This window comes from Xanthomonas campestris pv. campestris str. ATCC 33913 (assembly GCF_000007145.1).
Taxonomy (GTDB): Bacteria; Pseudomonadota; Gammaproteobacteria; order Xanthomonadales; family Xanthomonadaceae; genus Xanthomonas; species Xanthomonas campestris.
In genome coordinates this window covers 2,708,182-2,734,509 of record NC_003902.1, presented here as the reverse complement: position 1 = coordinate 2,734,509, position 26,328 = coordinate 2,708,182, and the positions used below count along the sequence as shown (strand labels likewise).

The window sequence follows — 26,328 nt, the reverse complement described above, 5'->3', positions numbered from 1 at the left end:
TGAGTACTTGCGGACAGTTTCCGTCCGCAATACGGTGCCGGCATGGCCTCCACCGCAGCCCGCCTGCTTCGTCTGATCGCGCTCATGCAGAACGGGCGGGATTGGCCGGGCGCGGCTCTCGCCGAGCGCCTGGGGATTCACCCGCGCAGCGTGCGCCGCGATATGGAGCGGTTGCGCGAGCTGGGCTACCCGATCCGCGCGGTATCCGGCACCGGCGGCGGCTACCGGCTGGGGCACGGCGCGGCGGCCTTGCCGCTGCTGTTCGAAGAAGACGAAGCGCTGACTGTGGCCATCGCGCTGCGCGCGGCCGCGCCGGCCATTGCTGGCCTGGACGACGCGGCCGCGCGCGTGCTGACCAAGCTCGATCCACTGCTGCCGCGCCGCCACCAGCAACGCGCCAGCGCCGCGCATGCCGCCATGGCCAGCCTGCCCACCGCCGCGCCAGGCAGCCTGGTGGACGCGTCGATGCTGACCCTGCTGGCCGGGGCCTGCCGCGATCGCACCACCTTGCAGCTGGAGTACCGGCGCCATTCCGGCGAGCAGATCCGCCGCCGGGTCGTGCCAGCCCTGCTGGTGAACTACGGACGCCGCTGGTACCTGCTGGCCTGGGATTGCGAACGCCAGGATTGGCGCACCCTGCGCGCGGACCGCATCGATCAGGCCCAGCCCACCGGCATGCAGGCGCAAGCCCGCGCGCTGCCAGACGAGCCATTGCAGCTGCTGCGCAAGGCGATCGGCGAGGCGCCGTTTCCGCATCGGGCCCGGGTGCGCCTGCGCGGCAGCCTGCAGGAACTGGCCGCCCGCGTACCGCCCTGGCTGGGCGCGCTGGAGGCGGACGGCACCGACCACTGCTGGCTGGGCCTGGGCGCGCCCAGCCTGCCGGCATTGGCGGCCAACCTGTTGCTGCTCGAGGAGCCGTTCGAGGCGCTCGCGCCAGATCACCTGCGCGCCCCGTTGTGCGAGGCGCTGACGCAGCTGCGGACCCGGCTGGAGCACTTGCCGGCAAGCACCGGCGAGGACACTTGGCAAGTGCCGGGCAAGCTGGGACACTCCGCCGCATGAAGGGGATGTCAAGAATACTGGGGCTCTTGTTTGTCACTTTGGCGGCTGCGCCCGCCAGCGCCGGCACGCTGTACAAGTGTGTCAGCGCCGATGGCATTGCCAGTTACGTCAGCAAGCGCCAGAGCGGCGCCACCTGCAGCATCATCAGCCAGTACACCCCAGACCGCTCGGCCAGCCGGTCGTCTGCTCGCCTGGCCGCCAGCCCGGCGCGTGCTGTGCCCGACATCAACAGCGGTGCCCCGGCCACCATCATCAGCGTGCCGGTCACCGCACGCCGCACGGCCGAGGTCGCCAGCGCGCCGGTGCCGGCGGGCCGCAGCATGCCAGTGTCCGAGAGCGCCATCGCGCCACTGCCGGCAGCGGCTGCAGTCAACCCGCGCCGGGTGGTCAGCGGCCAGGTGTATTCGTATATGAAGGACGGCGTGCGGCACTACACCAGTGCGCGCCCGCGCCAGGTGGCCAGCATCGAAGGCCTGCGCACCATCCATTACAGCTTCATCGAGACCTGCTACGCCTGTGGCGCCAAGCCGGGCGTCAACTTCGGGGCGATCCGGCTCAATACCAGTGCCTACCAGCAGGAGATCGCTGCCGCCGCGCGCGAGTTCGGGGTCGAAGAGTCGATCGTGCGCGCGATCATCCATGCCGAATCCGCGTATGACCCGCTGGCCTTGAGCCGCGCCGGCGCACAAGGTCTGATGCAGCTGATGCCGGGCACCGCGCGCAGGTTCGGGGTCAGCGATGCCTACGATGCGGGGCAGAACATCCGCGGCGGCGTGCAATACCTGTCGTGGCTCTTGAAGCGTTTCAACGGCGATCTCACCCTGGCCGCTGCCGGGTACAACGCGGGCGAGGGTGCGGTGGATCGTTATGGTGGCGTGCCGCCCTACAGCGAGACCCAGCGCTACGTGCAACGCGTCGGCCTGCTGGCTGGCCGCTACCGCGGGCAGGCCTCCACCGCCAATTAGTGCGCCCCTGCGTACAAGCACGCACGCTGCACGACACGGATGCCCAATGATGCAGTGCAATGCGATTGCACGCGTGTGCTGCCTGCATGCGCGCTGTTCCGGCCATGCCTGCATCGCCGCGCGCCGCGCCTTGAGCTGCGCGGTTTCATGGACTGCATCACGCACGCGGCCCACGCGGGTGTGCTGCTGCCATACCCGCCTGCATGCCATTGCACGAGAGGGTTTGCATCGCGCATGCCCGACTGCGTACATTGCATTGTCTGTGCATTAAGCGTTCCGCTACACTGCGGTCGATTCATCGCGGCTGGACCCCCCGCCAGCCGCTGGCAGCCTCACGCTACCTAATCAAGATCGGAGAGCCGGATGGCCAACGATGGGGTTAACGCACCTGCCGACACAGGACGTCGTCGGTTTTTGACCGCGACAACCGCCGTGGTCGGTGCGGTCGGAGCAGGTTTTCTCGCAGTCCCGTTCGTGAAGTCGTGGAATCCCAGTGCACGTGCCAAGTTGGCCGGCGCACCGGTGACCGCCGACATCAGCGCCTTGCAGGAAGGCCAGCGGCTGATCCTGGAGTGGCGCGGCCAACCGATCTGGATCGTCAAGCGGTCCAAGGCGATGCTCGATGCATTGCCGTCCCTGGACGACCGGCTCAAGGATCCAAAGTCCGAGAACAAGGACCAGCAGCCGGACTACGTGCTGAAGAACCCCGAGTACCGCTCGATCAAGTCCGACATCTCGGTCCTGGTCGGCCTGTGCACGCACCTGGGGTGCTCGCCGGAGATGGTGGCCGAGATCCGGCCCGAGCCCTACGACCCGCAGTGGAAGGGCGGCTATTTCTGCCCATGCCACAAGTCGCGCTTCGACATGTCCGGTCGCGTCTTCGATGGCGTGCCGGCACCGATCAATCTGCTGGTGCCCCCACACCACTATGTCGATGACAACACGCTGGTGATCGGCGTCGATCCGGACGCAGCCGGCAAGCCGGCCAACAGCACGGGGGCTGCCTGATGAGCAATATCCTGGTTCGCACCGCCAACGGCGTGTTCGAGTGGGTCAACGAACGCGCGCCCGGCCTGATGCCGGTGTATCGCAAGCATGTCAGCGAGTATTACGCGCCGAAGAATTTCAACATCTGGTACTACTTCGGTTCACTGGCGATGGTGGTGCTGGTCAACCAGATCGTCACCGGCATCTTCCTGACGATGCACTACAAGACCAGCGCCGCCGATGCCTTCGCGTCGATCGAATACATCATGCGTGACGTGGAGTGGGGCTGGCTGATCCGCTACATGCACAGCACCGGCGCCTCGCTGTTCTTCATCGTGGTGTACCTGCACATGTTCCGCGGCCTGATGTACGGCAGTTACCAGAAGCCGCGCGAACTGGTGTGGATCCTGGGCATGCTGATCTACCTGGTGCTGATGGCCGAAGCCTTCATGGGCTACGTCCTGCCCTGGGGCCAGATGTCGTTCTGGGGCGCGAAGGTGATCATCTCGTTGTTCGGCGCCATTCCGGTGATCGGCAATGGGCTGACCGAATGGATCATGGGCGATTACCTGCCCGGCGACGCCACGCTCAACCGCTTCTTCGCGTTGCACGTGATCGCGTTGCCGCTGGTGCTGCTGTTGCTGATCGTGCTGCACCTGGGCGCGCTGCATGAAGTGGGCTCCAACAACCCCGACGGCGTGGATATCAAGAAGGGGCCCAAGGGCAACCGCTGGGATGCGCACAAGCCGGCCGATGGCATTCCGTTCCATCCGTATTACACGGTCAAGGATCTGGTCGGCGTCGGCTTCCTGTTGGTGATCGCTGCCTTCATCATCTTCTTTGCGCCGGCCTTCGGCGGCTTGTTCCTGGAGCATGACAACTTCACCGAGGCCAATCGCCTGGTGACGCCGGAGCACATCAAGCCGGTGTGGTACTACACGCCGTACTACGCGATGTTGCGGGTGGTGCCCAACAAGCTCGGCGGCGTGCTGGTGATGTTCTCGGCGATCGCCATCCTGTTCCTGGTGCCCTGGCTGGATCGCGCCAAGGTGCGTTCGATCCGCTACCGCGGCTGGATCTCCAAGGTGGCGCTGGCCGTGTTGGTGGTGTGCTTCGTGTGGCTGGGCGTGATCGGTTCCGGTCCCGGCACCGATGCGCACGAAACCTACGTCGGGCGCGTGCTGACCTTCCTGTACTTCGCGTTCTTCATCACCATGCCGGTGTGGACGCGGCTGGACAAAACCAAACCGGTACCGGAGCGGGTGACCACACATGACTAAGCCCATCGTGAGGTCATGGAAGTCGCACGTGGTCGCCTTGCTGTGTGGTGTGCTGTTTGCCGGCGGTGCGCTGGCGGCAGAGGGCGGGGCGGTGCAACAGGCCGGCAACGACCTGGGCGACCGCGCATCGCTGCAGCGCGGCGCGCAGTTGTTCATGAACTACTGCTCCGGCTGCCACTCGCTGAAATATCTGCGCTACTCGCGCATGGCCAGCGACCTGGGGTTGAGCGAGGCCGAAGTCATGGCCAACCTCAATTTCACCGGCGCCAAGGTGGGCGAACACATCGAAGGCACCATGCCGCACGATGCGGCCACCAAGTGGTTCGGCAAGGCGCCGCCGGATCTGACCCTGATTGCACGCGTGCGTGGCACCGACTGGGTCTACACCTACCTCAAGTCGTTCTATCTGGATCAGACCCGTCCGCTGGGCTGGAACAATCAACTGTTCCCCAATGCCTCCATGCCCAACCCGCTGTGGGAGCTGCAAGGCCTGCAACAGGCGCAGTTCGGCCCACCGGACAAGGCCACCGGCGATCGCCCGGTGCAGGCATTGAAGCTCGGCCAGCCGGGGCGGCAGACGCCGGTGGAATTCGATCAGACCGTGCGCGACATCGCCAACTTCCTGGAGTACGCCGGCGAGCCTGCAGCGCTCAAGCGGCAGAGCATGGGCGTGTGGGTGATCCTGTTCCTGGCCCTGCTCACCTTCATCGCGTATCTGCTGAAGAAGGAATACTGGAAGGACGTGCACTGATCACGCCCAAAAGCCGGATACGGCGCCGCCAGTGCGGCGACCGTGTCCTTAGCACTATTGGCTTTTGCGTGACGTGATTGCACACTCGATGGACCGTGGTGACGGTCGGCGTTGGGCCGGCCGCACCGATGCGGCCGGCGGATTCCGGTCGTCGGAGAGCCTTGAATGGCGACGAGTGTGCGTATGCGGAATACCTTGACTTTGTTTTCGTCCAACGATGATGTGTTGTGCCACCGGGTCCGACTGGTCCTGGCGGCAAAAGGGGTGACCTACGACCTGGTGTCAGTCGACCCGCAGAATCCTCCGGAAGATCTGATCGATCTCAATCCTTACCACTCGGTGCCGACCCTGGTCGAACGCGACCTGGTGCTCTACGCCGCCTCGGTGGTCAGCGAATACCTCGACGAACGCTACCCGCATCCGCCACTGATGCCGGTCGACCCGTTGTCGCGTGCGCGCCTGCGTCTGGCGATGCTGCGCATCGAGCACGATTGGGTGCCGCAGGTGCAGGCGATCCAGCTGGGCAACAAGACCCAGGCCGAAGCCGGGCGCAAGCGCCTGAAGGAACTGCTGACCGCCTCGGTGCCGTTGTTCAAGGCCAGCAAGTTCTTCCTCAATCCTGAAATGAGCCTGGCCGATTGCGCGATGGCGCCAATCATCTGGCGGCTGGATGCGCTGGAGATCAGCCTGCCCAAGGACAGCAAGGCGATCGAGGATTATGGCAACCGCATCTTCCGCAATCCCGGCTTCATCCGCAGCCTGACCGATCAGGAAAAGAAACTGCGCGACATGCCGGGTTGATGGTGCGGCTGTATGCCAACAGACCGAGTTCCGATGGCACCGCCGCCGCTGCGCGTCGTGTGCGGGTAAAATGACGCAATGAGCGAAGATTTCCCCCGCATGACCAGCCACCGCCCGTATCTGTTGCGGGCTTTAGTGGAGTGGATCAACGACAACGGCATGACGCCGCATATCCTGGTCGATGCCGGGCTGCCCGGCGTGCAGGTGCCCGCCAGTGCCGTCAAGGACGGCCGCGTGGTGCTGAACATTGCCGAGCGTGCCGTGGTTGGCCTGAATGTCGACAACGAGAGCGTGCGGTTTACCGCGCGCTTTGGTGGCGTGAGCTATCCGGTGATGGTGCCGATGCCGGCCGTGCTGGCCGTGTATGCACGCGAGACCGGGCAGGGCATGGCACTGCCGGATGACATCCCGGGCACCAGCACCGAGCCGCCGGATCCCGGTACACCGTCACCGCCGAGCCCGCCACCACCGGACGAACCGCCGAGCACCGGCAAGCGCCCGCACCTGCGCGTGGTCAAGTAAGCGGTCGCGGACGTTGCCGAGCACTGCACCGATGCAGGTCTCGCGCGTCCGCCACATCGATTGCAGCGCGCCGGATGCGTCCGGCGAGTACGCGTATGACTACGAGTACGACATCTATCATTTCGTGGATGGCGGGATCGGTCTGATTGCGCGTAGCTACACCGACACGCCGGAAGAGGCGCATTTCCTCAACATCGAGGCCAACGGCACGCTGCGCCTGTTGACGCAAGCTGACCTGGCGCAGCCGTTGTTCGCACTGGCGCAGGACTACCTGCGGCAGGAGGGCAAGCGGGAGCTGCGTTGGTTGAGTGGCCGGGGAGATGGTTACGAGCCGCTGCCTGGTGGCATGCCTTCGCGCGCTTGATGTGTCGTTGCGACACACGACGTCTTGGCGGATCTTGCTGCCGCGGCGCGCTGACGAGTTTTTAGTGCAGTGACGCCACTAGCTAGCCAGCGCCGCTACGGGATCAGTGCCCATCACTCCAGGCGCTGTTGCTCCGGATGCAAGGCTCGCACGGTCGCTACCTGTGGGCCGGTGAAGGCAATCAGCTGCTCGCCGCGCAGGATCAGACGGCCGCTGTGGCGGTCCACGCCATCGTGCGAATACTCGAAGCGAAACGTGCGCTCAAATCCCAGCCAGCCGTTGGGCATCCGGCAGATGCGCAGGTTAGTGGAGTGCACGCTCTGGTCCAGCCATTGCACATCGGCTGCACGGCAGGCATTGCGGCCGAGCACCTCGGCGCGTTCGGCCGCGGCACGCGACGCGTTCCAGAACGCATAGAGCGCGGCGCCGGCAATCATGAAGAGAATCAGGCTGGGCATGCCGACAATGTGCCATGCCGCGCAGGCGCTGGACAATCGCGGGTGCCGGGCCGCAGCGTTGCGGTGCTGTGGCGTGCAGATGGCGCGAGGCCAGTGATCACAGCGCTCGCAGTCGCCAGGCAAGCGCGAGCGGTGCGCGCAGCCGGCGTGTGTGCTCACGCATTCGGCGTGTTCGCAGGATGCGCACCCGCGGACTGCGCTTTACCGAGGGGACTTGGCTTGCCTATGCCATGCGTGCCCAAGCACCGCGCGATTGCGGTGGTCGCCATTAAACAATTCACCGCGGCCACGGCGGCTGGCTTGTTCTGGCGGTCGGAAAGCCCCATCACTAGGATTCTGCCCCTGTCGACACCGAGTGCCGCACGGCCCTGCCTGGTGCGCCTCGGGCCCCGCCCATGCATCCAGTCCTGCAGCATTTTCATCCCGTGGTCGCCGCCTGGTTTGGGCGTACCTTTGCTGCGCCCACCCCGGCGCAGATCGCCGCGTGGCCGGCGATCAAGGCCGGGCGGCATACCCTGGTGGCGGCGCCGACCGGCTCCGGCAAGACCCTTACCGCGTTCTTGGCAGCGATCGACGCGTTGATCCGTGACGGCCTGGCCCAGGGCGGTGCGCTGCCGGACCAAACGCGGGTGATCTACGTCTCGCCGCTCAAGGCCTTGTCCAACGACATCCATCTGAATCTGGAGGCGCCACTGCACGGCATCCGTGCGGAGTTGCTCGCGCAGGGCCTGCCCGATGTGCCGGTGCGTACGGCGGTGCGCACCGGCGACACGCCGCAGCGCGAGCGGGCCCAGGCGCGGCGCGTGCCGCCGCATATTCTGGTGACCACGCCGGAGTCGCTGTACGTGTTGCTGGGCTCGGCCTCCGGGCGCAGCGCGTTGCGCCATGTACGCACGGTCATCGTGGACGAGATCCACGCAGTGGCAGCGGACAAGCGCGGCAGCCATCTCGCATTGACCCTGGAGCGCCTGCAGCGGTTGGCCGAGCAGCCCATCACGCGGGTGGGTCTGTCTGCCACGCAGAAACCGATCGACACCGTGGCGCAGTTTCTGGTGGGTGTTGGCGAGGACGGCGCGGCGGCGCCGTGCGAGATCGTGGATATCGGCTACACCCGTCAGCGCGATCTGGCATTGGCGCTGCCGCCCACGCCGTTGAGCGTGGTGCTGTCCAACGACCAATGGCTGCAGGTGTATGCCGAGGTCGCTGCGCTGGCGCAACAGCACCGTACCACGCTGGTGTTCGTCAACACGCGCCGCATGGCCGAGCGGGCTGCGCGCCACCTGGGCGAGCTGCTGGGCAAGCAGCGCGTGGCGGCGCATCACGGCAGCCTGTCGCGCGAGACGCGGCTACTGGCCGAGCGCCGACTCAAGGCCGGCGAATTGACCGTGCTGGTGGCCACTGCGTCGCTGGAGCTGGGCCTGGATATCGGCGATGTAGACCTGGTCTGCCAACTCGGCTCACCGCGCTCGATCGCCACCTTCCTGCAGCGCGCCGGCCGGTCCGGGCATGCGGTCGGTGGCACGCCGAAGGCGCGGCTGTTCCCGCAGACGCGCGACGAGCTGGTCGAATGCGCCGCGCTGCTGGATGGCATCCGCCGTGGCGAACTGGATGCCCTGCGGTTTCCGATCGCGCCGATCGACGTGCTGGCGCAGCAGATCGTCGCCGAAGCCGCCTGCGAAGATTGGGACGAAGATGCACTGTTTGCGCTGGTGCGCCGCGCCTGGCCATTCGCAACGCTGAGCCGCGCCACCTTCGATGCGGTCGTGCGGATGTTATGCGAGGGCTTCAGCACCCGGTTGGGGCCACGCGCTGGCTATCTGCACCGCGATGCGGTCAATCGCCGCCTGCATGCGCGGCGTGGCGCGCGCATGACCGCGCTCACCTCCGGCGGCACCATTCCCGAAACCGGCGATTACAGCGTGGTGCTGGAGCCACAGGCGGAAAACATCGGCACGGTCAACGAGGATTTCGCGGTCGAAAGCCTCACCGGCGATGTCTTCCAGCTTGGCAATGCGAGCTACCGCATCCTGCGCGTGGATGCGGACAAGGTGCGGGTTGAAGATGCCAAGGGGGCGCCGCCCAATATTCCGTTCTGGTTGGGCGAGGCGCCGGGCCGCAGCGATGCATTGTCGCTGGCGGTGTCGCGCCTGCGCGAAGAAATTGCCACGCGGCTCGACGGTGCACGGCATGCCGGCGCACAGGCATGGCTATGCGATGAGGTTGGGTTGGCCGCGGAGCCGGCGCAGCAACTGGTGGAGTACCTGGCGAACGCCTGTCAGGCATTGGGTGCGATGCCGACCCAGCACTGCCTGGTGATGGAGCGGTTCTTCGATGCCACCGGCGGCACCCAATTGATCATCCACTCGCCCTACGGCAGCCGGATCAACCGCGCCTGGGGCCTGGCCTTGCGCAAGCGGTTCTGCCGCACCTTCAATTTCGAATTGCAGGCCGCCGCGACCGAGGACGCGATCGTATTGTCGCTGTCCACCAGCCATAGTTTTGCGCTGGAAGAGGTGGCGCGTTATCTGCATTCCGCATCGGCCGAGCACGTGCTGGTGCAGGCGTTGCTGGACGCACCGCTGTTCGGTGTGCGGTGGCGCTGGAATGCCACCAACGCGATGGCGCTGCCGCGCTTTTCCGGCGGCAACAAGGTTGCGCCGCAACTGCAGCGGATGAAGTCCGAAGACCTGTTGGCCACGGTGTTCCCGGACCAGGTGGCATGTGCGGAGAATCTGGTTGGCGAGCGCGAGGTGCCGGACCATCCGCTGGTGGCGCAAACGCTGGAAGATTGCCTGCATCAATCGATGGATAGCGAGGGTTGGCTGCAGGTGTTGCGCGGCCTGGAGTCCGGCGCCATCACGCTGGTGGCACGTGATCTGGCCGCGCCGTCGCCGCTGGCGGCGGAAGCCTTGAATGCACGTCCGTACGCCTTTCTCGACGATGCACCGCTGGAAGAGCGGCGCACCCAGGCGGTGCAGGGCAGGCGCTACACGCCGCAGAGCAGCGATGATTTGGGACAGCTGGATCCGCAGGCAATTGCTGCCGTGCGCGAAGAAGCCTGGCCGCAGCCACGCGATGCCGAAGAGATGCATGAGGCGCTGGTGGGCCTGGGTGTGTTGCCGGTGGAAGAGGCCCTCGATGCACAGTGGCAGGCATGGCTGTCGGCGTTGTCGGCGGCCGGGCGCGCCACCTGCCTGGCAGTCGATGGCGGCACTGCACTGTGGATCAGCGCCGAGCGCATCGAGTGGTTTGCACCGTTGTATCCGCACGCCGTGGCGCAGCCGCCGCTGCAGGCGCCGCCGGATTGCCGTGTGGACGACTGGCAGCGCGAGTGGGCAGTGCGCGAGCTGGTGCGCGGCCGCCTGTCGGCGGTGGGGCCGGCGCAGGTGTCTGCGCTGTGCAGCGCAGTGCGCCTGCCGGCAGCGGAGGTCGAACTCGCCTTGATCGGGCTGCAGCGCGAAGGCTATGTCATGGCAGGTCGCTTCAGTGCCCAGGCACTTGAAGAGGAATGGTGCGAGCGGCATCTACTGGCGCGCATCCATCGCTATACGCTGGGGCGCTTGCGCCGTGAGATCGAGCCGGTGTCGCAGCGCGATTACGCACGTTTCCTGTTCGAATGGCAGCACCTGGATGCCGACCACCGCGTGGCCGGGCCGGACGCGCTGGCCGGCATCGTTGGCCAGCTGGAAGGCTTCGAGGCGCCGGCCGCGCTCTGGGAAAGCGAGCTGTTGCCCGCGCGCGTGCGTGACTACCAACCCGCGTGGCTGGACGAACTGTGCACCGCTGGCCGCACGGTATGGGCGCGCCTGCGTCCAGGCGGTGGCCGCAGTGGCAATGCGTTGCGCGGCACGCCAATCGTGCTGCTGCCGCGGCGTGAAGCGCAGCGCTGGAATGCCCTGGCACGCGCCGACGATGACGCGCCGCTGGGCTCGCGTGCGCAGCGCGTGGTGGAGGTGCTGCAGGAGCAGGGCGCGCTGTTCTTCGACGAGATTGCCGATGCTGCGCGGCTGATGGCCACCGAGCTGGAAGATGTGCTCAGCGAACTGGTGATGCGCGGGCGCGTGCATTGCGACAGTTATGCCGGCCTGCGTGCACTGCTAGTGCCGGCGTCCAAACGCCCCTCGGCACTGTCGCGGCAACGCCGGCGTGCCAGTGCGTTGGGCATCCGCGATGCCGGCCGTTGGGCGCCGGTGCGCAACTTGCCGTCGCTGCCCTTGGCCGAGGCCAGCGAGCGTCACCAGGAAATGCTGGAGCACGTGGCGCGCGCGTTGCTGCGCCGCTATGGCGTGGTGTGTTGGCGGCTGCTTGAACGCGAGGCCGCCTGGCTGCCGCCCTGGCGCGAATTACTGCGTGTGTATCAGCGGTTGGAAGCGCGTGGCGAACTGCGTGGCGGGCGTTTTATTGCCGGCGTGTCCGGCGAACAATTCGCGTTGCCCGATGCCATTGCCGCGATGCGTCGCGTGCGCGCGCAACCGTTGGCGCAACAGTGGATCTGCCTCAGCGCGAGTGACCCGGCCAATCTGCTCGGCAATCTGTTGCCCGGCGAGCGCATCGCGCGCGTGCCCGGCAATCGCGTGGCGTTTCTGGACGGCCTGCCGATGGCCGCCTGGAGCGGCGATCGCTTCCAGCCGCTGCAAGAGCTCTCACACGAGCACGGCGAGCAGGCATTGCGATTGCTGCAACGTGGGCCGGGCGCCGCCGAGCAGACGCCACTGCAGCAATGGCTCGCTCAGTCGCCGGTTACTGATGCGCGTGCGCCGCTCACACGTGGCAGCGGACGCGACAGATAGGCGCTGCCAGGCACAACCCAGCGCCACGGCAATTCCACGGCCTTGCGAATGCCGATGCGCGGGCCGGCAAGCGGTGCCGCTGGTGGCGGAGTGCCGTCGTCCTCGATCCACAAGCGCGCCACGCCAGTGGTCAGGTCCAGTCCGTTATCGACTGCGCTCACGCCAAAGGCTTGCGCCAGGCGGCCTGGACCGGTGGTCAACGATTTGAACGGCGCTGCGCCGCGTGCAGCGTGCATCGCATCGCAGCCGGCCAACGGTTCCAGCGCACGGATCAACACTGCGTGCCCGGGCGCGCCGCCACATACCGCGTTGATTGCCCAGTGCATGCCGTAGATGAAATACACATACAAATGCCCGGGCGCACCGAACATCACCTGCGTGCGTGGGGTCATGCCGCGAAACGAATGCGCAGCGGCATCTTCGCTGCCGCAATACGCTTCGACTTCGGTGATGCGGCCGCGGCGGCCGTCGGCACTCACCAGAACCTTGTTGAGTAGCAGTGGCGCAACGGTGCGCGCATCGGCTGCATAAAAAGCGCGCGGCAAAGGCGAGTGCAATGACATGCGCGCAAGCCTAACGCGGTGGTTGTGATGTCTCTGCGGGACTGTCCCGGACAGCGTGCATAACGCGGGTAGGGATTTTCCGAATGGGGCGCGCGGCAAGCGAGCGAACTGTCACAAATTGGCATATCCGTTCGTGTGAACGGCACATTCAGGCTGAAACCGTCTCAAGCACGTTTTGCTTGCGCCGATAGCCATTAACGATTGGTTTAGCAAGGCACATCAATCGCTGCCCCGATGGTGTCAGCAAGTGCCTGCCGACGCACCGCACTCATGCACGTTCACTCAAGAGACATCCCAATGTTAGGCAACCTCAAAATCGGAACCCGGCTGATCGTGGCGTTTCTGATCGTTTCGGCGATCGGCGCTTGCATTGGCTGGGTGGGGTACTCCAACTCCGGCCGGCTCAATGACCTGTCCACCACGTTGTACGAGCGCGAATTGCTGGGCTTGTCCAACGTGAAGGAAGCCAACATCAATCTGATCTACGCCGGCCGTGCACGCGCAAACCTGCTGCTGGCCAGCAGCGCGGAAGAGCGCCAGTCGCACGTGCAGAACATCGACAAGTACACCGCAAAAGTGGTCGATTACATGACACGTGCGCGGGCCAGCTTCGAAACCGACGAGGGCAAGACCAAGCTGGCGCAGTTTGATCGCGCCTGGCAGAAATACCTGGATGAGCGCGGCCGCTTCATCGAGGCCGCCAACCGCGAAGCACTGCGCGAGGCCAACCCCGAATTGGCCGAGCTGTCACGCGCGGTGCGCGCCAGCTCGGATGAGGTCGATACCTTGATGACCGACCTGAGCAGCTTGCGCGAACGCAGCGCGGCGTCGGCGAACGCCGAAACCGGTGCAATCCACAGCAGCAGTTCCAAATTGCTGATGGCCATTATCTGCGGTGGCGTGCTGTTGGGCGGGGTGCTCGGTGTCGTGATCAGCCGCAGCGTCACCGGCCCGATCCGCCGTGCGGTGGAAGTGGCAAACGGGCTGTCCGAAGGCGATTTGACCATGCGCATCGAGGTGCATGGTCGCGACGAAGCCGCGCAGCTGCTCGAGGCGATGCGCACCATGGTGCAGAAGCTGTCGCAGGTGGTAGGCGAGGTCAACACCAGTGCCGAAACCCTGGCCAGCGCCTCGGAAGAAGTCAGTGCCACTGCGCAGAGCATTTCGCAGGCTGCCAGCGAGCAAGCGGCTGGCGTGGAAGAAACCAGCGCCTCGCTGGAGCAGATGACCGCATCGATCAGCCAGAACACCGAAAACGCACGCATCACCGACGGCATGGCCACCCAGGCCGCGAAGGAGACCATTGAAGGTGGCGAGGCGGTCGTGGCCACCACGCAGGCGATGAAGCAGATCGCACAGAAGATCGGCATCATCGACGACATCGCATATCAGACCAATCTGCTGGCACTCAATGCTGCCATCGAAGCTGCACGCGCCGGCGAGCACGGCAAGGGCTTTGCGGTGGTTGCTGCCGAAGTGCGCAAGCTGGCCGAACGCAGCCAGGTGGCGGCGCAGGAAATTGGTGAGGTCGCCAGTTCCAGCGTCGAGCTCGCCGACCGCGCCGGCCGCTTGCTGGACACCATCGTGCCCAGCATCAAGCGCACCTCCGATCTGGTACAGGAAATTTCTGCCGCCTCTGAAGAACAGTCCTCCGGCGTCAGCCAGATCAACTCGGCGGTAGTGCAGTTGAGCCAGACCACCCAGCAGAATGCCAGCGCCTCCGAAGAACTCGCGGCCACCGCTGAAGAGATGAGCGCGCAGGCCGAGCAGCTGCAGCAGAGCATGGCGTTCTTCCGGCTAGGCGGGCAGGCGCCGGCCAGTACGCCGCCCAAGCGCGGCAAGGCCGTGGCCGCGCGCGCAACCCGCAGCAGTGGCGCACGGACCTGGCGCGGCACTGCCGCACCGGCCTACGCCATGTCCGAGGGCCCGGACGAGGGCCAGTTCGCACGATTCTGAGGACGACCGATGGATGCGTTGACACCCGATGCGCTGCTGGGCGATGCCGATGCGGCAGCCCAGTATCTGACCTTCCAGCTGGACGGCGAGACCTTTGCCACCAGCATTCTCGGCATTCGCGAGATCATCCAGTACCGTGCACCCACGCCGGTGCCATCGATGCCGGCCTGCGTACGCGGGGTGATCAACCTGCGCGGCGCAGTGGTGCCGGTGGTGGATCTGCAGGCACGGCTGGGACGTGCCGACAGCAGCATCGGCAAGCGCAGTTGCATCGTGATTCTGGCCACCGAGCAGGCGCAGGGGCCGCAGGTGATCGGCGTGCTGGTGGACGCGGTCAATGCGGTGATCGAGCTGGCCGATCACGACATCGAAGCAGCGCCGTCGTTCGGCACGCACATCCGCCGCGATCTGCTGCGCGGCATGGGCAAGGTGGGCGAGCGCTTCGTCGTGCTGCTGGAGATGGAGCAGGTGTTGCGAGTGGACGAGATTGCTGGCGAAACCGACGTGCTGGCGGCCTGAAATCCGCGAAACGAAGCGCCTGCGGCGGTGGCGCGTTGATCAGCGGTCGGTCTGCCAACCATCGAAGCGCTGGACGCAATTGCGCCCCGCACGCGCGGCACCGAGCAAGGCGTGGCGGGCACGCGCCATGAGGACATGGCTGTCCAATGGCTCGCCAGGCGCGACGCAGACCAGCCCGGCGGTGATGCTGATGGTGTCGGCTGGCCAGCAGGCAGCGGCGATCGTGGTTTGCAGGCGCTGCACGCTCGCCAGTGCCTGCGCGCTGTCTGCGCCGGGCAGCACCATGCAAAAGTGCGCTGCGCCGATGCGCGCGACACCGCCGGGTTCCTGCGGCTCGGTCTCGATACAACGTGCGGCCTGCACGAGTGTTGCGTCGGCAGCGTCGCTGCCGAACTGCAGCTTCAGCCGTTTGAAGCCGTCGATCTCGATCAGCACGAATGCCAGGCCGTGCAGCTTTGCCACCGGCGCGGCGTCTTCCAGCATGTGTTCCAGACCCTCCCGGTTCCACAGATCGGTGAGCGGGTCGCGTAGGGCATCGCCTTCCAGCAGACGCGCGGCCTGGCGCAGTTCGATGGTGGTGACGACTTGGCGGGCTAGCGCCTGCAATGCAGTGCGCTCGGCGTCCGACAAGGTGCGCGGGGCGCGATCTAGCACGCACAAGGTACCCAGCGCCACGCCGTCGGACGTCAGTAGCGGTGCACCGGCGTAGAAGCGGATCTGTGGCCCGCCTGTCACCAGTGCGTTGCGCGCGAAGCGTGGGTCCACAAACGTGTCGCCCACTTCCATCATCTGGTCGGGCTGCAGGATGGCGTGCGCACAGAACGCCAGGTCGCGCGGTGTTTCGGCGGGCTGCATGCCCACGCGCGACTTGAACCACTGGCGGTCCTGGTCGATCAGCGAGATCAACGCCATCGGCGTGCGGCAAAGCTGCGCGGCCGCTGCGGTGATGTCGTCGTAGAGCGGCTCCGGCGCGGTGTCGAGAATGTTGTAACTGTGCAGCGCGGCCAGACGGTCGTCTTCGTTGGCCGGTGGCGGTGCACCCAAAGCAGCCAGCGCATTGCCGGACAGCAGCGTGGCGTGGGCCAGGTTCAGCGACGGCGCGTCGGGGGTCTGCATCGAGCGTGGTACCGGCAGGGGCCCGCAGGGGCGCGAATAGGAACGGCTGGTTGTCATCGGGCGGCAAGCGCTGGCGCGCGCGGTGCTGCTAGCCGATCTTGCCACACTCGTTGGCTTGCACGTGGCGGCGCGTGGGCATTTGATCTCTCGAATGTGGCCCGCGCACCGCGCGGTGCGGAACGCGGCCTCGCGCCATGCACAAGCAATGCGTTCGATCAACTTCAAACCGCGTCAATAGGCGCCGTCCGTCGTGGCGCGCACATCACGGGCGCAGCGCTAACGTTCGTGTGCAATCTTTCAACGGAGTCGCCCAGATGATGCCCGACCACACACCGCGTGAAAACGAACCCGACAGTCAGCATGGCGAACTGGAAGGGCAGCAAGACAGAAAGCAGGACGAAACCGCCAAACAGCGCCCCGGGCAGACCGATCAGCAGATCCGCGATACCGAAAGCCGCCGCCCCAAGCCCAGCGACGAGCAGGGCGCATAGCTGCACGCCGATCTGGCTGCGCGGCAGGTTGTGATTCGTGCGCCGCGAGGCGCGCTGCTTCCTATCACCGTGTTGCTAATCGGCTGCGGTGTGTAGCGATCGGCTGCAGTGCAATAGCTCGACGACAGCTCCGATCCTGCTGCACGATTTCGATGCCGCGGATGCTGCGGATGCCGTGAATCCGACGCGGTCGTCAGCACTCTGGTGGACTACCGACTGCCGCGATTTTAAGCAGTGCAGTTGGCCATCAACGCTGCGGGTGTGCGGCGCGTCAGACACATGATGTCGCTGTGTCTGCAGTTGAATTTAATGGGCGACCAGTGATCCTCGCTTGCAGCAGCATGTTTGGGACGTCGCTGTTTGCGACGCCTGAGTGCGGGTTCTAAACCAAGTCAGGTGCATCGGTATCACTAGACGCATGTGCATCTCGTTCCACGTGGCTGGTGTGCATCTCGTTCCACGTGGCTGGCAAGATGCGCTCGCACGTCATTCACCCGAGTACGCGCTGCAGTGAGGACTCTGCTGAGGCACTCGCGGCGTGGCTAAATCGCTGGCGATTGCCCCGCCACCGAGCAACGCAGTTCCATCACAAAATCAAAGGTGTTCGTCCGCTGGCGCGCTGACGGGTTGATCAAGCGACACGCCGTAAGAAAAATAGCAGCTGGGCCATACCACCCTTGTTCTATGCCATTGCACGGCTACGTCGGTCTTTTCCGAGTGACTACGGTCGAAACCAAACGCCAGGGCGCCACCGAATGGATGTCCACCGCGTACATCCACCACGGCGATGAGGCAGACGCGATCCGGGTACTCCCCGATGTGGGCTGTAGTCCCGATCGCATGGAGGCGCGCCGCCAGGGCATGCAGGCGGGCGTACAGACAGCGCAGTTACTGCATGCTGGTGTCCGCAACAGGCAAGAGCCTCCGCGCTGGCGCAATGTCTAACAGCGCGCTGTCGATGCGGCTGCACGCGGTCATGCGTCGGCCCACACGTGTTCGTCAGATGCCCACTGCGATACTGCAGCGCATGAAACAGCGCACCCTACAACGCACCGTGCTGCATGGTCATTGCGGCGAGTTCCGCGTGGAAACGGTCGAGTCCCAGGCGCCGGGCGACCCGCAGTGGAGCTCCACGGCGTATGTCTACCATCGCGATCTGTCATCGGCGGTCGCCACGGTTGAAGAAGCTGGCAAGGCCGGCTATCGCGGCGATGCGCGGGCCCAGGCAATGCAGCTTGGCCGCTGCCTGGCGGAGTTCCTGGATCCGGCGGGTTACCGCGTGGCGTGACGCGATCCGGTATTTGCAGTGCGCGCTAGCATCGGCGCCAGCGTCACCCCGAGTGCCGGATTCTTCTTGCCACAGAATCGATATTCCAGTCGCTACTAGCGGCCGCCGGCCGCCGGCTGCTGGTAGCTCCAGATACGGTCTGCCAACACTCTCGTGGTCTTCAGCGCCAAGTTGGCGCGACAAAGAGAGAAGTCAAAGAGTGGCGGCATTTAAATCTGAGTTGGGTTACAAGTGCCCCCCAAATATGCCCCCACTGTCTCGCGCGTTTCAACGAAACGATCCGCTCCGGCCAAAAATGCAGAAGGCCGGACAACCCGTCCTACAGCAGGGTTTCCGGCCTTCTTCCATCCCGTTCGGGATGCTATCTGGTGGAGCGGAAGGGGATCGAACCCTCGACCTTCGCGATGCGAACGCGACGCTCTCCCAGCTGAGCTACCGCCCCACGTGGCTCGATTCTAACCACATGCCACGCGGTTCGCCAAGAGCTGCCTGCGTGGCTGGCCGCATCGGGGGGATGCGGCCGGCGGTCTGATTACTCGCGAATCAGCGGGAACTTGAGGTCGGGGTTCTTGGCTTTCCATTCCTTGTACGACTCCGTGCCTTCCCATGCAGCGAAGGCCTTCGGCGTGCGTCCCCGGCCAGACCAGGTCTCGCCGGTGCCGGGAAGCTCGTACTTCGGGCGCACTTCGCTGCGGCCGGTCTTCACCACGTCCTTGCGGGCGGTGGTGGTGGTGCCCAGGTAGGCAGCAATGTCGTTGCGCTGCTTGGTGTTGAAGTGGCCGGCAAACTGCTCGAGCAGCGACACGATGGTGGCATGTGCAGAGGATGCCTCACTGGCGCGCTCGGTTTTTTCCTGTTCTTCCAGCTTCTGCAGCTCGTCCAGCAGCTTGGCTTTGGCTTGCGCGATGGAATCCAGTTTCGAAGAAGTATTGCTCACAGAGGTATGGCCTCGGAATAAGAGTGGAGACACCGCCCGATGGGCGCGCGCCATTATGGCACTGGTCCGTGGATGGTCGTTGCACGGACACGGCTTTACACATGCGCTAAACGGGCCGTTCACGGGGTCTGGCCGGGTGCTTTCGCATTGTCGTGCTGCGCCTGCTGCAAGACGCATCGCGTCTGGTGGCAGGCCCAACCGCAACAATACAGGAGCATGCCATGAGTGATGACACCCGCAATGTCGGCACGCCGGATCGTGACCTGATCAATGTGCACGAAGCCTACGAACTGCAGTATTGGACCAAGGCCCTTGGCGTGAGCGCCGACGAACTGCGCGCGGCCGTGGATGCGGTGGGGCCGGTGGCCGCCAAGGTGCGCCAGCACCTGGGCAAATAGGCCCGGCTTGCATGAGCCTGAGTGAATACCGCCGCAAGCGCAGCTTCGACAAGACCCGCGAGCCGGAGCCAGGCAAGTTGCTGCCGCAAGGGCAGCGGGCGATCTTCGTGGTGCAGCTGCACCATGCCAGCCGGCGCCACTACGATTTCCGCTTGCAGGTGGGCGATGCGCTCAAGAGCTGGGCGGTGCCGAAGGGGCCAAGCTACGACCCGGCAGTCAAGCGCATGGCGGTAGAGGTGGAAGACCACCCGGTGGACTATGCCAGTTTCGAAGGCGAGATTCCGAAGGGCGAATACGGCGGCGGCCACGTGGCTCAGTTCGATCATGGGGTCTGGGCCACCGCCGGTGACCCGGAAGCGCAGTTGGCCAAGGGCCACCTGCGCTTCGAGTTGTTCGGCAGCAAGCTCAAGGGCGGCTGGCACCTGGTGCGCTCGAGCAAGCCGGCCCGCCAGCCGCAGTGGTTGCTGTTCAAGGAGGACGACGCCTATGCCGGCACGCTGGAAGCCGACGATCTGCTGGCCGATGTGGCTGCGGCGCCAGCAGAAGATGTACGTCGCGCCGGTGCCGGCAAGGCCCAACGCAAGGCACTCACCACCGTGCCTGTGCCCCGGGCGCGCGCACGTAACGCCTGGACCAACGCCGCGTTGAAACTCACGCACGCGCGGCGCGGCGACATCGACGATGCCGCGTTCGCACCGCAGCTGGCCAAGCTCGGGCAGGCGCCGCCGGAAGGGGCGCAATGGGTGCATGAAATCAAGTGGGACGGTTATCGCATCCTGGCCACGGTGACCGATGGTCAGGTACGGCTGTGGTCGCGCAATGCGCTGGAATGGACCGACAAGATTCCCGATATCCGCGATGCGATCCAGGCGCTCAACCTGCGCTCGGCACGGCTGGATGGCGAGCTGATCGCCGGGCGTGGCACCAAGGAGGATTTCAACCTGCTGCAGGCGACCTTGTCGGGCGAACGCCAGGTGCCGCTGGCGCTGGCGGTGTTCGACCTGCTGCACATCGATGGCGTGGAGATCAGCGAGGCGCCGCTGCGCGAACGCAAGCAGCTCTTGCAGCAGATCCTGGCGAATGCGCCGGCCGGCCATCTGGCCTACAGCTCGCATGTGGAGGGCGATGGGCTGGAGGCGTTCCGGGTCGCCGGCGAGCAGCACTTCGAAGGCATCATTTCCAAGCGTGCCGACCGGCCGTACCGCGGCGGTCGCAGCGATGATTGGCGCAAGACCAAGCAACTGGCCAGCCAGGAATACGCGGTCGTCGGCTATACCGCGCCCAAGGGCAGCCGTACCGGCTTCGGCTCGCTGCTGCTGGCCACGCCGGACCCGCAGCACGGCTGGTTGTATGTGGGGCGGGTTGGTTCGGGCTTTTCTGATACGTTGATGCAGGAGGTGACCCAGCACCTGCACGGGGGCGGCAAGCGGCCCACCGCGCATATCCCCACCGAGGACACCGATCTGCGTGGCGCCACCTGGTTCGCGCCGCGGTTCGTGGTGGAGGTGTTCTATCGCGGCATCGGGGGGCAGCAGCTGTTGCGCCAGGCCTCGCTCAAGGCGGTGCGTCTGGACAAGGACATCGCCGACCTGGCCGACAGCGATATGGGGGATGTCAGTCCCGCGCAGGCCGACGTGGCCGACACTCCAGCACGCGGGCGCAAGCGTGCAAACAAGCAAGCGCCCGCGCAGGGCGAGCCCACGTTGTCCAGCCCGACCAAGCTGATCTACCCGGACATCCGCGCCACCAAGGGCGATGTCTGGGACTACTACCACGCGGTGATGGATCACCTGCTGCCAGAGATCGTGGGGCGGCCGTTGTCGATCATCCGTTGCCCCAATGGCGCGGAAAAGCCGTGTTTCTTCCAGAAGCATCACACCGCCGGGCTGGAGCGGGTGAGCTCGGTGCGGTTGAAGGAAGAGACCGGCAGCAATGCCTACTATCTGGTGGTCGAAGATGCGCCCGGGCTGCTGGAACTGGTGCAGTTCAATGCGCTGGAATTCCACCCCTGGGGCTCGCATGCCGCGCGGCCGGACATGGCCGATCGCGTGGTGTTCGATCTGGATCCGGGCCCGGATGTGCCATTTGCCGAGGTCAAACGGGCCGCCACCGATATCCGCAAGCTGCTGGCGCAGCTGGAGCTGGAATCGTTTCTGCGCGTCTCCGGTGGCAAGGGCCTGCACGTGGTGGTGCCCTTGAATCCGGGCTGCGATTGGGAGTTGACCAAGCGCTTTGCCAAAGGCTTTGCCGACGCATTGGCGCAATCCGAGCCGGACCGCTTTGTGGCGACGGCAACCAAGCGCTTCCGCAACAAACGCATCTTTGTCGATTATCTGCGCAACGGGCGTGGGGCCACCGCAGTGGCGTCGTACTCGCTGCGCGGCCGCCCGGGCGCACCGGTGGCATTGCCGCTGCCGTGGTCAGATTTGGCCAAGCTACATCGCGCCAACGCCTTCACCCTGCGCGATGTCCCAGACAAGTTGCGTCGCCGCCGCAAGGACCCTTGGGCAGACATCGCGCAGATTCAACAGAACCTGGCGCGCTGGGCGGACCAGGGCTGAGGCACGTACTGCCTCTCACACAAGCACGCCGGATGCGTTGTTGCCGCACGCCGCCGCAGTCACGCGGCAAACGTGCGCAACACGCCGCTCAGGGCGTTGCCGCATCCAGCAGCGGCAGCAGATCTGCTTCCAATGCGTCGCGTCGCCACTGCCCGAGCGCGGCCGGCCAGCTGCGCTGCTCGATCAGGGTTTCCAGATGGCGGCGCGAGGCAAGGATGCCGTCCGGCAGTTCGAGCTCGCGGCTGCGCTGCGCCACTGCATCCTGCAGGCGCTTGAGCGTGGCCTTGTTGCCATCGGTGGAGGCCTGCGCCAGCGGAGCGTGGTCTTCGTCGGGCAAGGGCGTGTTGAGCGCCTCCCAGACCGCGTTGGCGAGCTTGCGCGGTGCCTTGGGAAATTTGTCGAACTGGCGCATCAGTGCGTCCAGATCCGCTGGCGGGAAGCGCGCCAGCTGGCTGGCCAGTTCGTTGTCCAGGATCCAGCTGCGTGGACGATCGCTCTGCCGTGCCTGCAGGTCGCGCCAGCGCAACAGGCGCAGCAGGCGGCGCTGTGCGGCCGGTTCCAGAAACTGTGCGGTGCGCAGGCTCACGTGCGGCCAACGGTCGCCATCGTCGTGCTCCACCGTGCCGAGCAAGCGCTCGCCATCTTCGGCCAGCCAGCCCAGGCGGTCTTGCGCGGTCAGCTTGGCGGTGAGCGCGTCGTGGATGGCAAACAGGTAGCGCACGTCGTCGGCAGCGTATTCCAGCTGTGCGGGCGAGAGCGGGCGGCGCATCCAGTCCGAGCGGGTCTCGCCCTTGGTGAGCAGGGTGCCGGTGACTTCCTGCACCAGTTTCTGATAGCCCATGCCGCCACCGACGCCGGCCAGTGCGGCCGCGATCTGGGTGTCGAACAACGGCCGCGGCAGCACGCCGCAGGCACACTTGAAGGTGACCAGATCTTCGCTGGCGCTGTGCATCACCTTGACGATGTCCGGCGCGATCAGCCAGTCCTTCAGTGCATCGGTCATGCCCGGAATCAACGGGTCGATCAGCAGGATCTCCTCACCGATCGCCATCTGCACCAGCGCCAGTTGCGGCCAATAGGTGCGCTCGCGAATGAATTCGGTATCCAGGCCAATGCGGGACGGACGCAATTGCAGGCGTTCGGTCAATTCGGAGGGGTGGGTGATCCAATGGGGCACGTGATTTCCGTCGACAGCAAGGGTTTGCGTAGAGCGCGCAGAATAGCCTAACGTCGCGATCGCCTGCCGAAGGGGCAGTGCCGGGCAAGGAGTGGGTGTGGGTCAGTGCGGCAATCGGATCGCAGCATGGGCGCTGGTCGCGCTCTGTGCCGGCGCGTGCTCGCGCGAGCCGACACCTACGCCCGCGGCGGTTACCAAGCCGCGCGTGGCTGCTACTGCCAGCGCAGCGCCGGCTACCGCACCGCGCGTGTCCATCGGTGGCGAAGAATCCGCCGAAACCGTTGCGCAATGGCAGCCACCACCGGTGGACCTCGGCGAGACGCCGCTGGCGCAAGTGCGCCAGCGCGCTGCCGAGGCGTTGAAGGAAGATCGCCTCTACCGCAGCGCCGACGATGCCATTCCGCTGTATCTGGCAATTCAGCAACGCAGCGAGGGCAAGGATGCGGTCAGCCGACGTGGCCTGGAGCAGGCGCGGCGGCGTCTGCTTGAGCGCGGCCATGCGCTGGTCGAGCAGACCGACCGTCAGGACAACGCACTGGAGCAGGCGCGCGAACTGGCGATCGTGGCGCTGGCCCTGGCGCCGGAAGATCCCAAGGTGCGCGCGCTGCAGCTCGAGGTGGAAACGGCCCAGCGCGTGCTCGGCTTCAATCGCGCCGGCGAGGACGATCTGCGCAACGGGCGTCTGGGCGAAGACGGCAACGGCGCGCTGGTGAACTTCCGCGATGCCGCCCAGCTGGACCCGGACAACCCCCGCACACGCCAGGGCCTGGCCGCAGTGGAAAGCGCCTTGCTGCGGCGTGCCGAACAGGCCGCCGAGACGGCCAACTTCGTGGCGGCGCGCTACTGGCTGCAGATGGCCGGCCAGGTGCGCGAGCGCGCCCCGACCATTGCCGATGCACGTGCGCGTATCGAGCGCATGCGGCGCGCGCAGATCGCCGCGCTGCGCGATGCCGGCCTGCGTGACCTGACCACCCCGCGCGGGCTCAAGCCGGCCGGCGAGAAACTGGCCGAGGTGCTGCGCATTGCCGATCCCGGCGACCCGGTGGCCGGCGATTTGCGGCGGCGGCTGGAACTGGCCACGCACTACGGCAGTTTTCGTCCCGGCCAGGTGTTCACCGATGGCCTGAAGGTCGGTGGCCGCGGCCCGCAGATGATCGTGGTGCCGCATGGTGCGTTCCGCATGGGCGCAGGCGACTACGAGCCGGGCGCATCGGACAACGAACGCCCGGCGCATTACGTGCGCTTTGCGCGCGGGTTCGCGATGTCCATCACCGAAGTCACCTTGGCCGAATTCCGCCAATTCGTGGAAGCGACCAAGGCGCGGCCGCGCGCAACCCGGCGCGGCCATTCGGTGGTCTACGACGAGCGCAGCGGCAACTTTATTCGCCGCAGCGGGGTGGACTGGCAATCGGATTACAACGGCGCGCAGGCCGCCCCCAACAGCCCGGTGATGCACGTGAGCATCCGCGACGCCGAGGCCTATGCGACGTGGCTGTCCGAACAGACCGGCCGCCACTACCACCTGCCCAGCGAAGCAGAGTTCGAATACGCGCTGCGTGCCGGCACCACCGGCCGCTATCCGTGGGGTAACCCGGGCGTGCCGCCGCCTGATGCGGGCAACTTCACCGGCGGCAACGACGTCTCGCGCAGCGGGCGGCACTGGAACAACGGCTTTGTCGGCTATGGCGATGGCTTCTGGGGGCCGGCGCCGGTGGGCAGTTTCCGCGTCAATGCTTGGGGCCTGCACGACATGGGCGGCAACCTGAGCGAGTGGGTGGCCGATTGCTGGCACGCCAGCTACCGGCGCGCACCGGCCGACGGCGCCGCGTGGTTCAACCCCGGTTGCCGGCAGCGCCTGGTACGTGGTGGCAGCTGGGCCAATTCGCCGCTGCAGACACGCGCGGCCTGGCGGCTGTCGCAAGAGTCCGACACCACCAGTGCGCGCATCGGCTTCCGCCTGGCACGCGGCATCTAGGCCGGCGCGGCGGCAGGCTTAACCACGCAAAACGGCGCCACTGCATGGATGGAACCGGGCGCGGCCTGCGCCGGTCCAAGCCGCAGCGTTTTCAAGGACCGCCGCGATGACCTGGGGTATCAAACTGTTTCGCTGGATCGTGGCGCTGCTGTTCATTGCAGGCAGCGGCTATGCCGTTGCCCGGCATTTGCAGGACGGCAACACCGCCGGCAACTACGGCGCGGTGGAAGTGGTGCGCCCGGAAGGTACGCCCAAGGCGATGGTGGTGCTGCTGCCGGACAGCGCACACGCCGAGCAGGGGCAGCAACTAGCCGACCTGCTCAGCGACGATGGCGCGCTGGTCGCGGTGGTCGACACCGCGCGGTACCGTACCCGTGCGCGCAGCCGGCATGCTGCCTGCAGTGCGCTCGCCGACGACGCCGAGCGGCTCGGCAAGAAATTGCTGCGCGCCGAGCACGTGGATGCCTTCCTGCCGCCGGTGCTGGTCGGGCAGGGCGATGGCGCGCTGCTGGCGCGTCAGGCGGTCGCCAACGCTGCGCCGGATGTGCTCGGCGGCGTCGTGGTGGCCGATGGCGACGCCACCGACACCGGGTTGGCGTGCCTGCACGACGTGCCCGACCCAAACCAGGGCTTCCTGGATGCCCAGGTGGAAGATGCCAGCCCGGCACAGATCGCCGCCGCCACGCGCGGCCATTTGCAAACCGCACAGGCGCAGGGCTTGGCCGACCTGCCGCTGGTGGAACTGCACGCGCCCGGCAGCGATCGTCTGGTCGTGCTGCTCTCCGGCGACGGCGGCTGGCGCGAGATGGACAAAGGCATTGCTGCACGCCTGCAGCAACAGGGCGTGTCGGTGGTCGGCTTCAACAGCCTGCGCTACTTCTGGGGCAGCCGCACGCCGCAGCAGGTGGGTGTGGATCTGGACCGGATCATCGCCACTTACCAGCAGCGCTGGCATGCGCATCACGTGGCCTTGGTGGGCTATTCGTTCGGTGCGGATGTGTTGCCGTTCGCATTTCCCGAACTGCCGGCGGCGCGCCGCGATGCGGTGCAGTTTGTCGGCTTGCTGGGCCTGGCCCATCAGGCCGACTTCAAGGTGCGGGTGGGCGGTTGGCTGGGCTGGCACAACGAGGCCGAGCGCCCGATCGCCCCCGCGCTGCAGGCGCTCGATGCGCATCGGCTGCAATGCATTTATGGCGAACAGGAGAAGGACACCTTGTGCCCGGAGCTGCGCGCGCGCGGCGTAGAGGTCATTGCACGTCCTGGCGGCCACCACTTCGACCGTGACCCGGGTGCGCTGGCCGACATCCTGCTGCAGGGCTGGCAGCGCGCAGCGCAACTGCCTGGGCATGCGTGACGCCCGCGCAGCG

At 66.1% G+C, this 26,328-nt stretch carries 22 protein-coding genes and 1 tRNA gene; 17 read left to right on the top strand and 6 right to left on the bottom strand.

The annotated features are described in order from the left end of the window. The first annotated feature begins 42 nt into the window (after window positions 1–42). From XCC_RS12100 to XCC_RS12065, 8 genes are all read left to right on the top strand, one after another. On the top strand, window positions 43–1,062 hold the full coding sequence (locus XCC_RS12100; RefSeq protein ID WP_011037469.1) for a helix-turn-helix transcriptional regulator: 1,020 nt from the start codon (window positions 43–45) through the stop codon (window positions 1,060–1,062). Further along, a complete protein-coding gene (locus XCC_RS12095) occupies window positions 1,059–2,027 on the top strand; it encodes a lytic transglycosylase domain-containing protein (RefSeq protein ID WP_011037468.1) in 969 nt (322 codons plus the stop codon). The genes XCC_RS12100 and XCC_RS12095 overlap by 4 nt, the downstream gene beginning before the upstream one ends. Before the next feature lie 363 nt (window positions 2,028–2,390). Then, window positions 2,391–3,035: a ubiquinol-cytochrome c reductase iron-sulfur subunit gene (petA, locus tag XCC_RS12090; protein ID WP_011037467.1), complete on the top strand. Its 645-nt coding sequence runs from the start codon at window positions 2,391–2,393 to the stop codon at window positions 3,033–3,035. Next, window positions 3,035–4,294 (top strand): cytochrome b, encoded by a 1,260-nt coding sequence (locus XCC_RS12085; protein ID WP_011037466.1) that lies wholly within the window; start codon window positions 3,035–3,037, stop codon window positions 4,292–4,294. Before petA ends, XCC_RS12085 begins: the two co-directional genes overlap by 1 nt. Beyond that, complete coding sequence (locus XCC_RS12080; protein WP_029216995.1) at window positions 4,287–5,045, top strand: cytochrome c1; 759 nt, start codon at window positions 4,287–4,289, stop codon at window positions 5,043–5,045. The genes XCC_RS12085 and XCC_RS12080 overlap by 8 nt, the downstream gene beginning before the upstream one ends. Before the next feature lie 165 nt (window positions 5,046–5,210). After that, window positions 5,211–5,846 (top strand): glutathione S-transferase N-terminal domain-containing protein, encoded by a 636-nt coding sequence (locus XCC_RS12075; protein WP_011037464.1) that lies wholly within the window; start codon window positions 5,211–5,213, stop codon window positions 5,844–5,846. 78 nt (window positions 5,847–5,924) lie between these two features. Next, complete coding sequence (locus XCC_RS12070) at window positions 5,925–6,368, top strand: ClpXP protease specificity-enhancing factor (protein ID WP_011037463.1); 444 nt, start codon at window positions 5,925–5,927, stop codon at window positions 6,366–6,368. Between the two features lie 31 nt (window positions 6,369–6,399). After that, complete coding sequence (locus tag XCC_RS12065; RefSeq protein ID WP_012438115.1) at window positions 6,400–6,732, top strand: hypothetical protein; 333 nt, start codon at window positions 6,400–6,402, stop codon at window positions 6,730–6,732. Between the two features lie 113 nt (window positions 6,733–6,845). Here the strand turns inward: XCC_RS12065 and XCC_RS12060 are convergent, their stop codons facing one another. After that, window positions 6,846–7,190, bottom strand: coding sequence for a DUF3301 domain-containing protein (locus XCC_RS12060; RefSeq protein WP_050912576.1), 345 nt, complete (start codon window positions 7,188–7,190; stop codon window positions 6,846–6,848). 395 nt (window positions 7,191–7,585) lie between these two features. On the opposite strand from XCC_RS12060, the gene XCC_RS12055 reads away from it, so the two are divergent. Further along, window positions 7,586–11,980, top strand: a complete 4,395-nt coding sequence (locus XCC_RS12055; RefSeq protein WP_011037460.1) for a DEAD/DEAH box helicase — start codon at window positions 7,586–7,588, stop codon at window positions 11,978–11,980. Here XCC_RS12055 and XCC_RS12050 read toward each other — a convergent pair. Beyond that, entirely contained in the window at window positions 11,920–12,543 is a 624-nt protein-coding gene (locus tag XCC_RS12050) for a DNA-3-methyladenine glycosylase (protein ID WP_011037459.1), read from the bottom strand. The genes XCC_RS12055 and XCC_RS12050 overlap by 61 nt on opposite strands. 297 nt (window positions 12,544–12,840) lie before the next feature. On the opposite strand from XCC_RS12050, the gene XCC_RS12045 reads away from it, so the two are divergent. Continuing rightward, complete coding sequence (locus XCC_RS12045) at window positions 12,841–14,499, top strand: methyl-accepting chemotaxis protein (RefSeq protein ID WP_011037458.1); 1,659 nt, start codon at window positions 12,841–12,843, stop codon at window positions 14,497–14,499. 9 nt (window positions 14,500–14,508) lie between these two features. Further along, entirely contained in the window at window positions 14,509–15,018 is a 510-nt protein-coding gene (locus XCC_RS12040) for a chemotaxis protein CheW (RefSeq protein WP_011037457.1), read from the top strand. 39 nt (window positions 15,019–15,057) lie between these two features. Here the strand turns inward: XCC_RS12040 and XCC_RS12035 are convergent, their stop codons facing one another. Continuing rightward, window positions 15,058–16,134 carry a GGDEF domain-containing protein gene (locus tag XCC_RS12035; protein WP_029216996.1) on the bottom strand — a complete coding sequence of 359 codons (1,077 nt, stop codon included), beginning with the start codon at window positions 16,132–16,134 and terminating at the stop codon, window positions 15,058–15,060. Between the two features lie 317 nt (window positions 16,135–16,451). Here XCC_RS12035 and XCC_RS22110 point away from each other — a divergent pair, with 317 nt between their 5' ends. Further along, window positions 16,452–16,625, top strand: coding sequence for a hypothetical protein (locus XCC_RS22110; RefSeq protein ID WP_162098097.1), 174 nt, complete (start codon window positions 16,452–16,454; stop codon window positions 16,623–16,625). 1,027 nt (window positions 16,626–17,652) lie between these two features. Continuing rightward, window positions 17,653–17,913 (top strand): hypothetical protein, encoded by a 261-nt coding sequence (locus XCC_RS12030; RefSeq protein ID WP_029216997.1) that lies wholly within the window; start codon window positions 17,653–17,655, stop codon window positions 17,911–17,913. A 366-nt stretch (window positions 17,914–18,279) separates the two neighbouring features. Here XCC_RS12030 and XCC_RS12025 read toward each other — a convergent pair. Continuing rightward, window positions 18,280–18,355: transfer RNA gene (locus XCC_RS12025), tRNA-Ala, on the bottom strand. 90 nt (window positions 18,356–18,445) lie between these two features. Further along, the gene (locus tag XCC_RS12020) at window positions 18,446–18,850 is read right to left on the bottom strand and encodes an H-NS family nucleoid-associated regulatory protein (RefSeq protein WP_011037453.1); all 405 of its coding nucleotides are present in this window, start codon (window positions 18,848–18,850) and stop codon (window positions 18,446–18,448) included. 221 nt (window positions 18,851–19,071) lie between these two features. On the opposite strand from XCC_RS12020, the gene XCC_RS12015 reads away from it, so the two are divergent. Together XCC_RS12015 and ligD are read left to right on the top strand one after the other, a co-directional pair. Beyond that, window positions 19,072–19,248, top strand: coding sequence for a DUF3606 domain-containing protein (locus XCC_RS12015; protein WP_011037452.1), 177 nt, complete (start codon window positions 19,072–19,074; stop codon window positions 19,246–19,248). 11 nt (window positions 19,249–19,259) lie between these two features. Beyond that, window positions 19,260–21,809 carry a DNA ligase D gene (ligD, locus tag XCC_RS12010; RefSeq protein WP_011037451.1) on the top strand — a complete coding sequence of 850 codons (2,550 nt, stop codon included), beginning with the start codon at window positions 19,260–19,262 and terminating at the stop codon, window positions 21,807–21,809. Between the two features lie 88 nt (window positions 21,810–21,897). On the opposite strand, the gene rnd is transcribed toward ligD, so the two are convergent. Then, window positions 21,898–22,986, bottom strand: a complete 1,089-nt coding sequence (rnd, locus tag XCC_RS12005) for a ribonuclease D (RefSeq protein WP_011037450.1) — start codon at window positions 22,984–22,986, stop codon at window positions 21,898–21,900. 97 nt (window positions 22,987–23,083) lie between these two features. Between rnd and XCC_RS12000 the strand changes: the two genes are divergently transcribed. Then, window positions 23,084–24,961: a formylglycine-generating enzyme family protein gene (locus XCC_RS12000; RefSeq protein WP_019237587.1), complete on the top strand. Its 1,878-nt coding sequence runs from the start codon at window positions 23,084–23,086 to the stop codon at window positions 24,959–24,961. Between the two features lie 106 nt (window positions 24,962–25,067). After that, window positions 25,068–26,315 (top strand): virulence factor, encoded by a 1,248-nt coding sequence (locus tag XCC_RS11995; RefSeq protein WP_011037448.1) that lies wholly within the window; start codon window positions 25,068–25,070, stop codon window positions 26,313–26,315. Window positions 26,316–26,328: the final 13 nt, after the last annotated feature.

Excerpts from the sequence above, each read along its gene's own strand:
- XCC_RS12085 (WP_011037466.1), top strand. The coding sequence starts at position 3,035 with ATGAGCAATATCCTGGTTCGCACCGCCAACGGCGTGTTCGAGTGGGTC.
- XCC_RS12060 (WP_050912576.1), bottom strand. The coding sequence starts at position 7,190 with ATGCCCAGCCTGATTCTCTTCATGATTGCCGGCGCCGCGCTCTATGCG.
- XCC_RS12065 (WP_012438115.1), top strand. The coding sequence starts at position 6,400 with ATGCAGGTCTCGCGCGTCCGCCACATCGATTGCAGCGCGCCGGATGCG.
- XCC_RS12055 (WP_011037460.1), top strand. The coding sequence starts at position 7,586 with ATGCATCCAGTCCTGCAGCATTTTCATCCCGTGGTCGCCGCCTGGTTT.
- XCC_RS11995 (WP_011037448.1), top strand. The coding sequence starts at position 25,068 with ATGACCTGGGGTATCAAACTGTTTCGCTGGATCGTGGCGCTGCTGTTC.
- XCC_RS12030 (WP_029216997.1), top strand. The coding sequence starts at position 17,653 with ATGAAACAGCGCACCCTACAACGCACCGTGCTGCATGGTCATTGCGGC.
- XCC_RS12070 (WP_011037463.1), top strand. The coding sequence starts at position 5,925 with ATGAGCGAAGATTTCCCCCGCATGACCAGCCACCGCCCGTATCTGTTG.
- XCC_RS12040 (WP_011037457.1), top strand. The coding sequence starts at position 14,509 with ATGGATGCGTTGACACCCGATGCGCTGCTGGGCGATGCCGATGCGGCA.
- XCC_RS12100 (WP_011037469.1), top strand. The coding sequence starts at position 43 with ATGGCCTCCACCGCAGCCCGCCTGCTTCGTCTGATCGCGCTCATGCAG.
- XCC_RS12095 (WP_011037468.1), top strand. The coding sequence starts at position 1,059 with ATGAAGGGGATGTCAAGAATACTGGGGCTCTTGTTTGTCACTTTGGCG.
- XCC_RS12015 (WP_011037452.1), top strand. The coding sequence starts at position 19,072 with ATGAGTGATGACACCCGCAATGTCGGCACGCCGGATCGTGACCTGATC.
- XCC_RS12035 (WP_029216996.1), bottom strand. The coding sequence starts at position 16,134 with ATGCAGACCCCCGACGCGCCGTCGCTGAACCTGGCCCACGCCACGCTG.
- XCC_RS12075 (WP_011037464.1), top strand. The coding sequence starts at position 5,211 with ATGGCGACGAGTGTGCGTATGCGGAATACCTTGACTTTGTTTTCGTCC.
- petA (WP_011037467.1), top strand. The coding sequence starts at position 2,391 with ATGGCCAACGATGGGGTTAACGCACCTGCCGACACAGGACGTCGTCGG.
- XCC_RS22110 (WP_162098097.1), top strand. The coding sequence starts at position 16,452 with ATGCCCGACCACACACCGCGTGAAAACGAACCCGACAGTCAGCATGGC.
- ligD (WP_011037451.1), top strand. The coding sequence starts at position 19,260 with ATGAGCCTGAGTGAATACCGCCGCAAGCGCAGCTTCGACAAGACCCGC.
- XCC_RS12080 (WP_029216995.1), top strand. The coding sequence starts at position 4,287 with ATGACTAAGCCCATCGTGAGGTCATGGAAGTCGCACGTGGTCGCCTTG.
- XCC_RS12045 (WP_011037458.1), top strand. The coding sequence starts at position 12,841 with ATGTTAGGCAACCTCAAAATCGGAACCCGGCTGATCGTGGCGTTTCTG.
- XCC_RS12050 (WP_011037459.1), bottom strand. The coding sequence starts at position 12,543 with ATGTCATTGCACTCGCCTTTGCCGCGCGCTTTTTATGCAGCCGATGCG.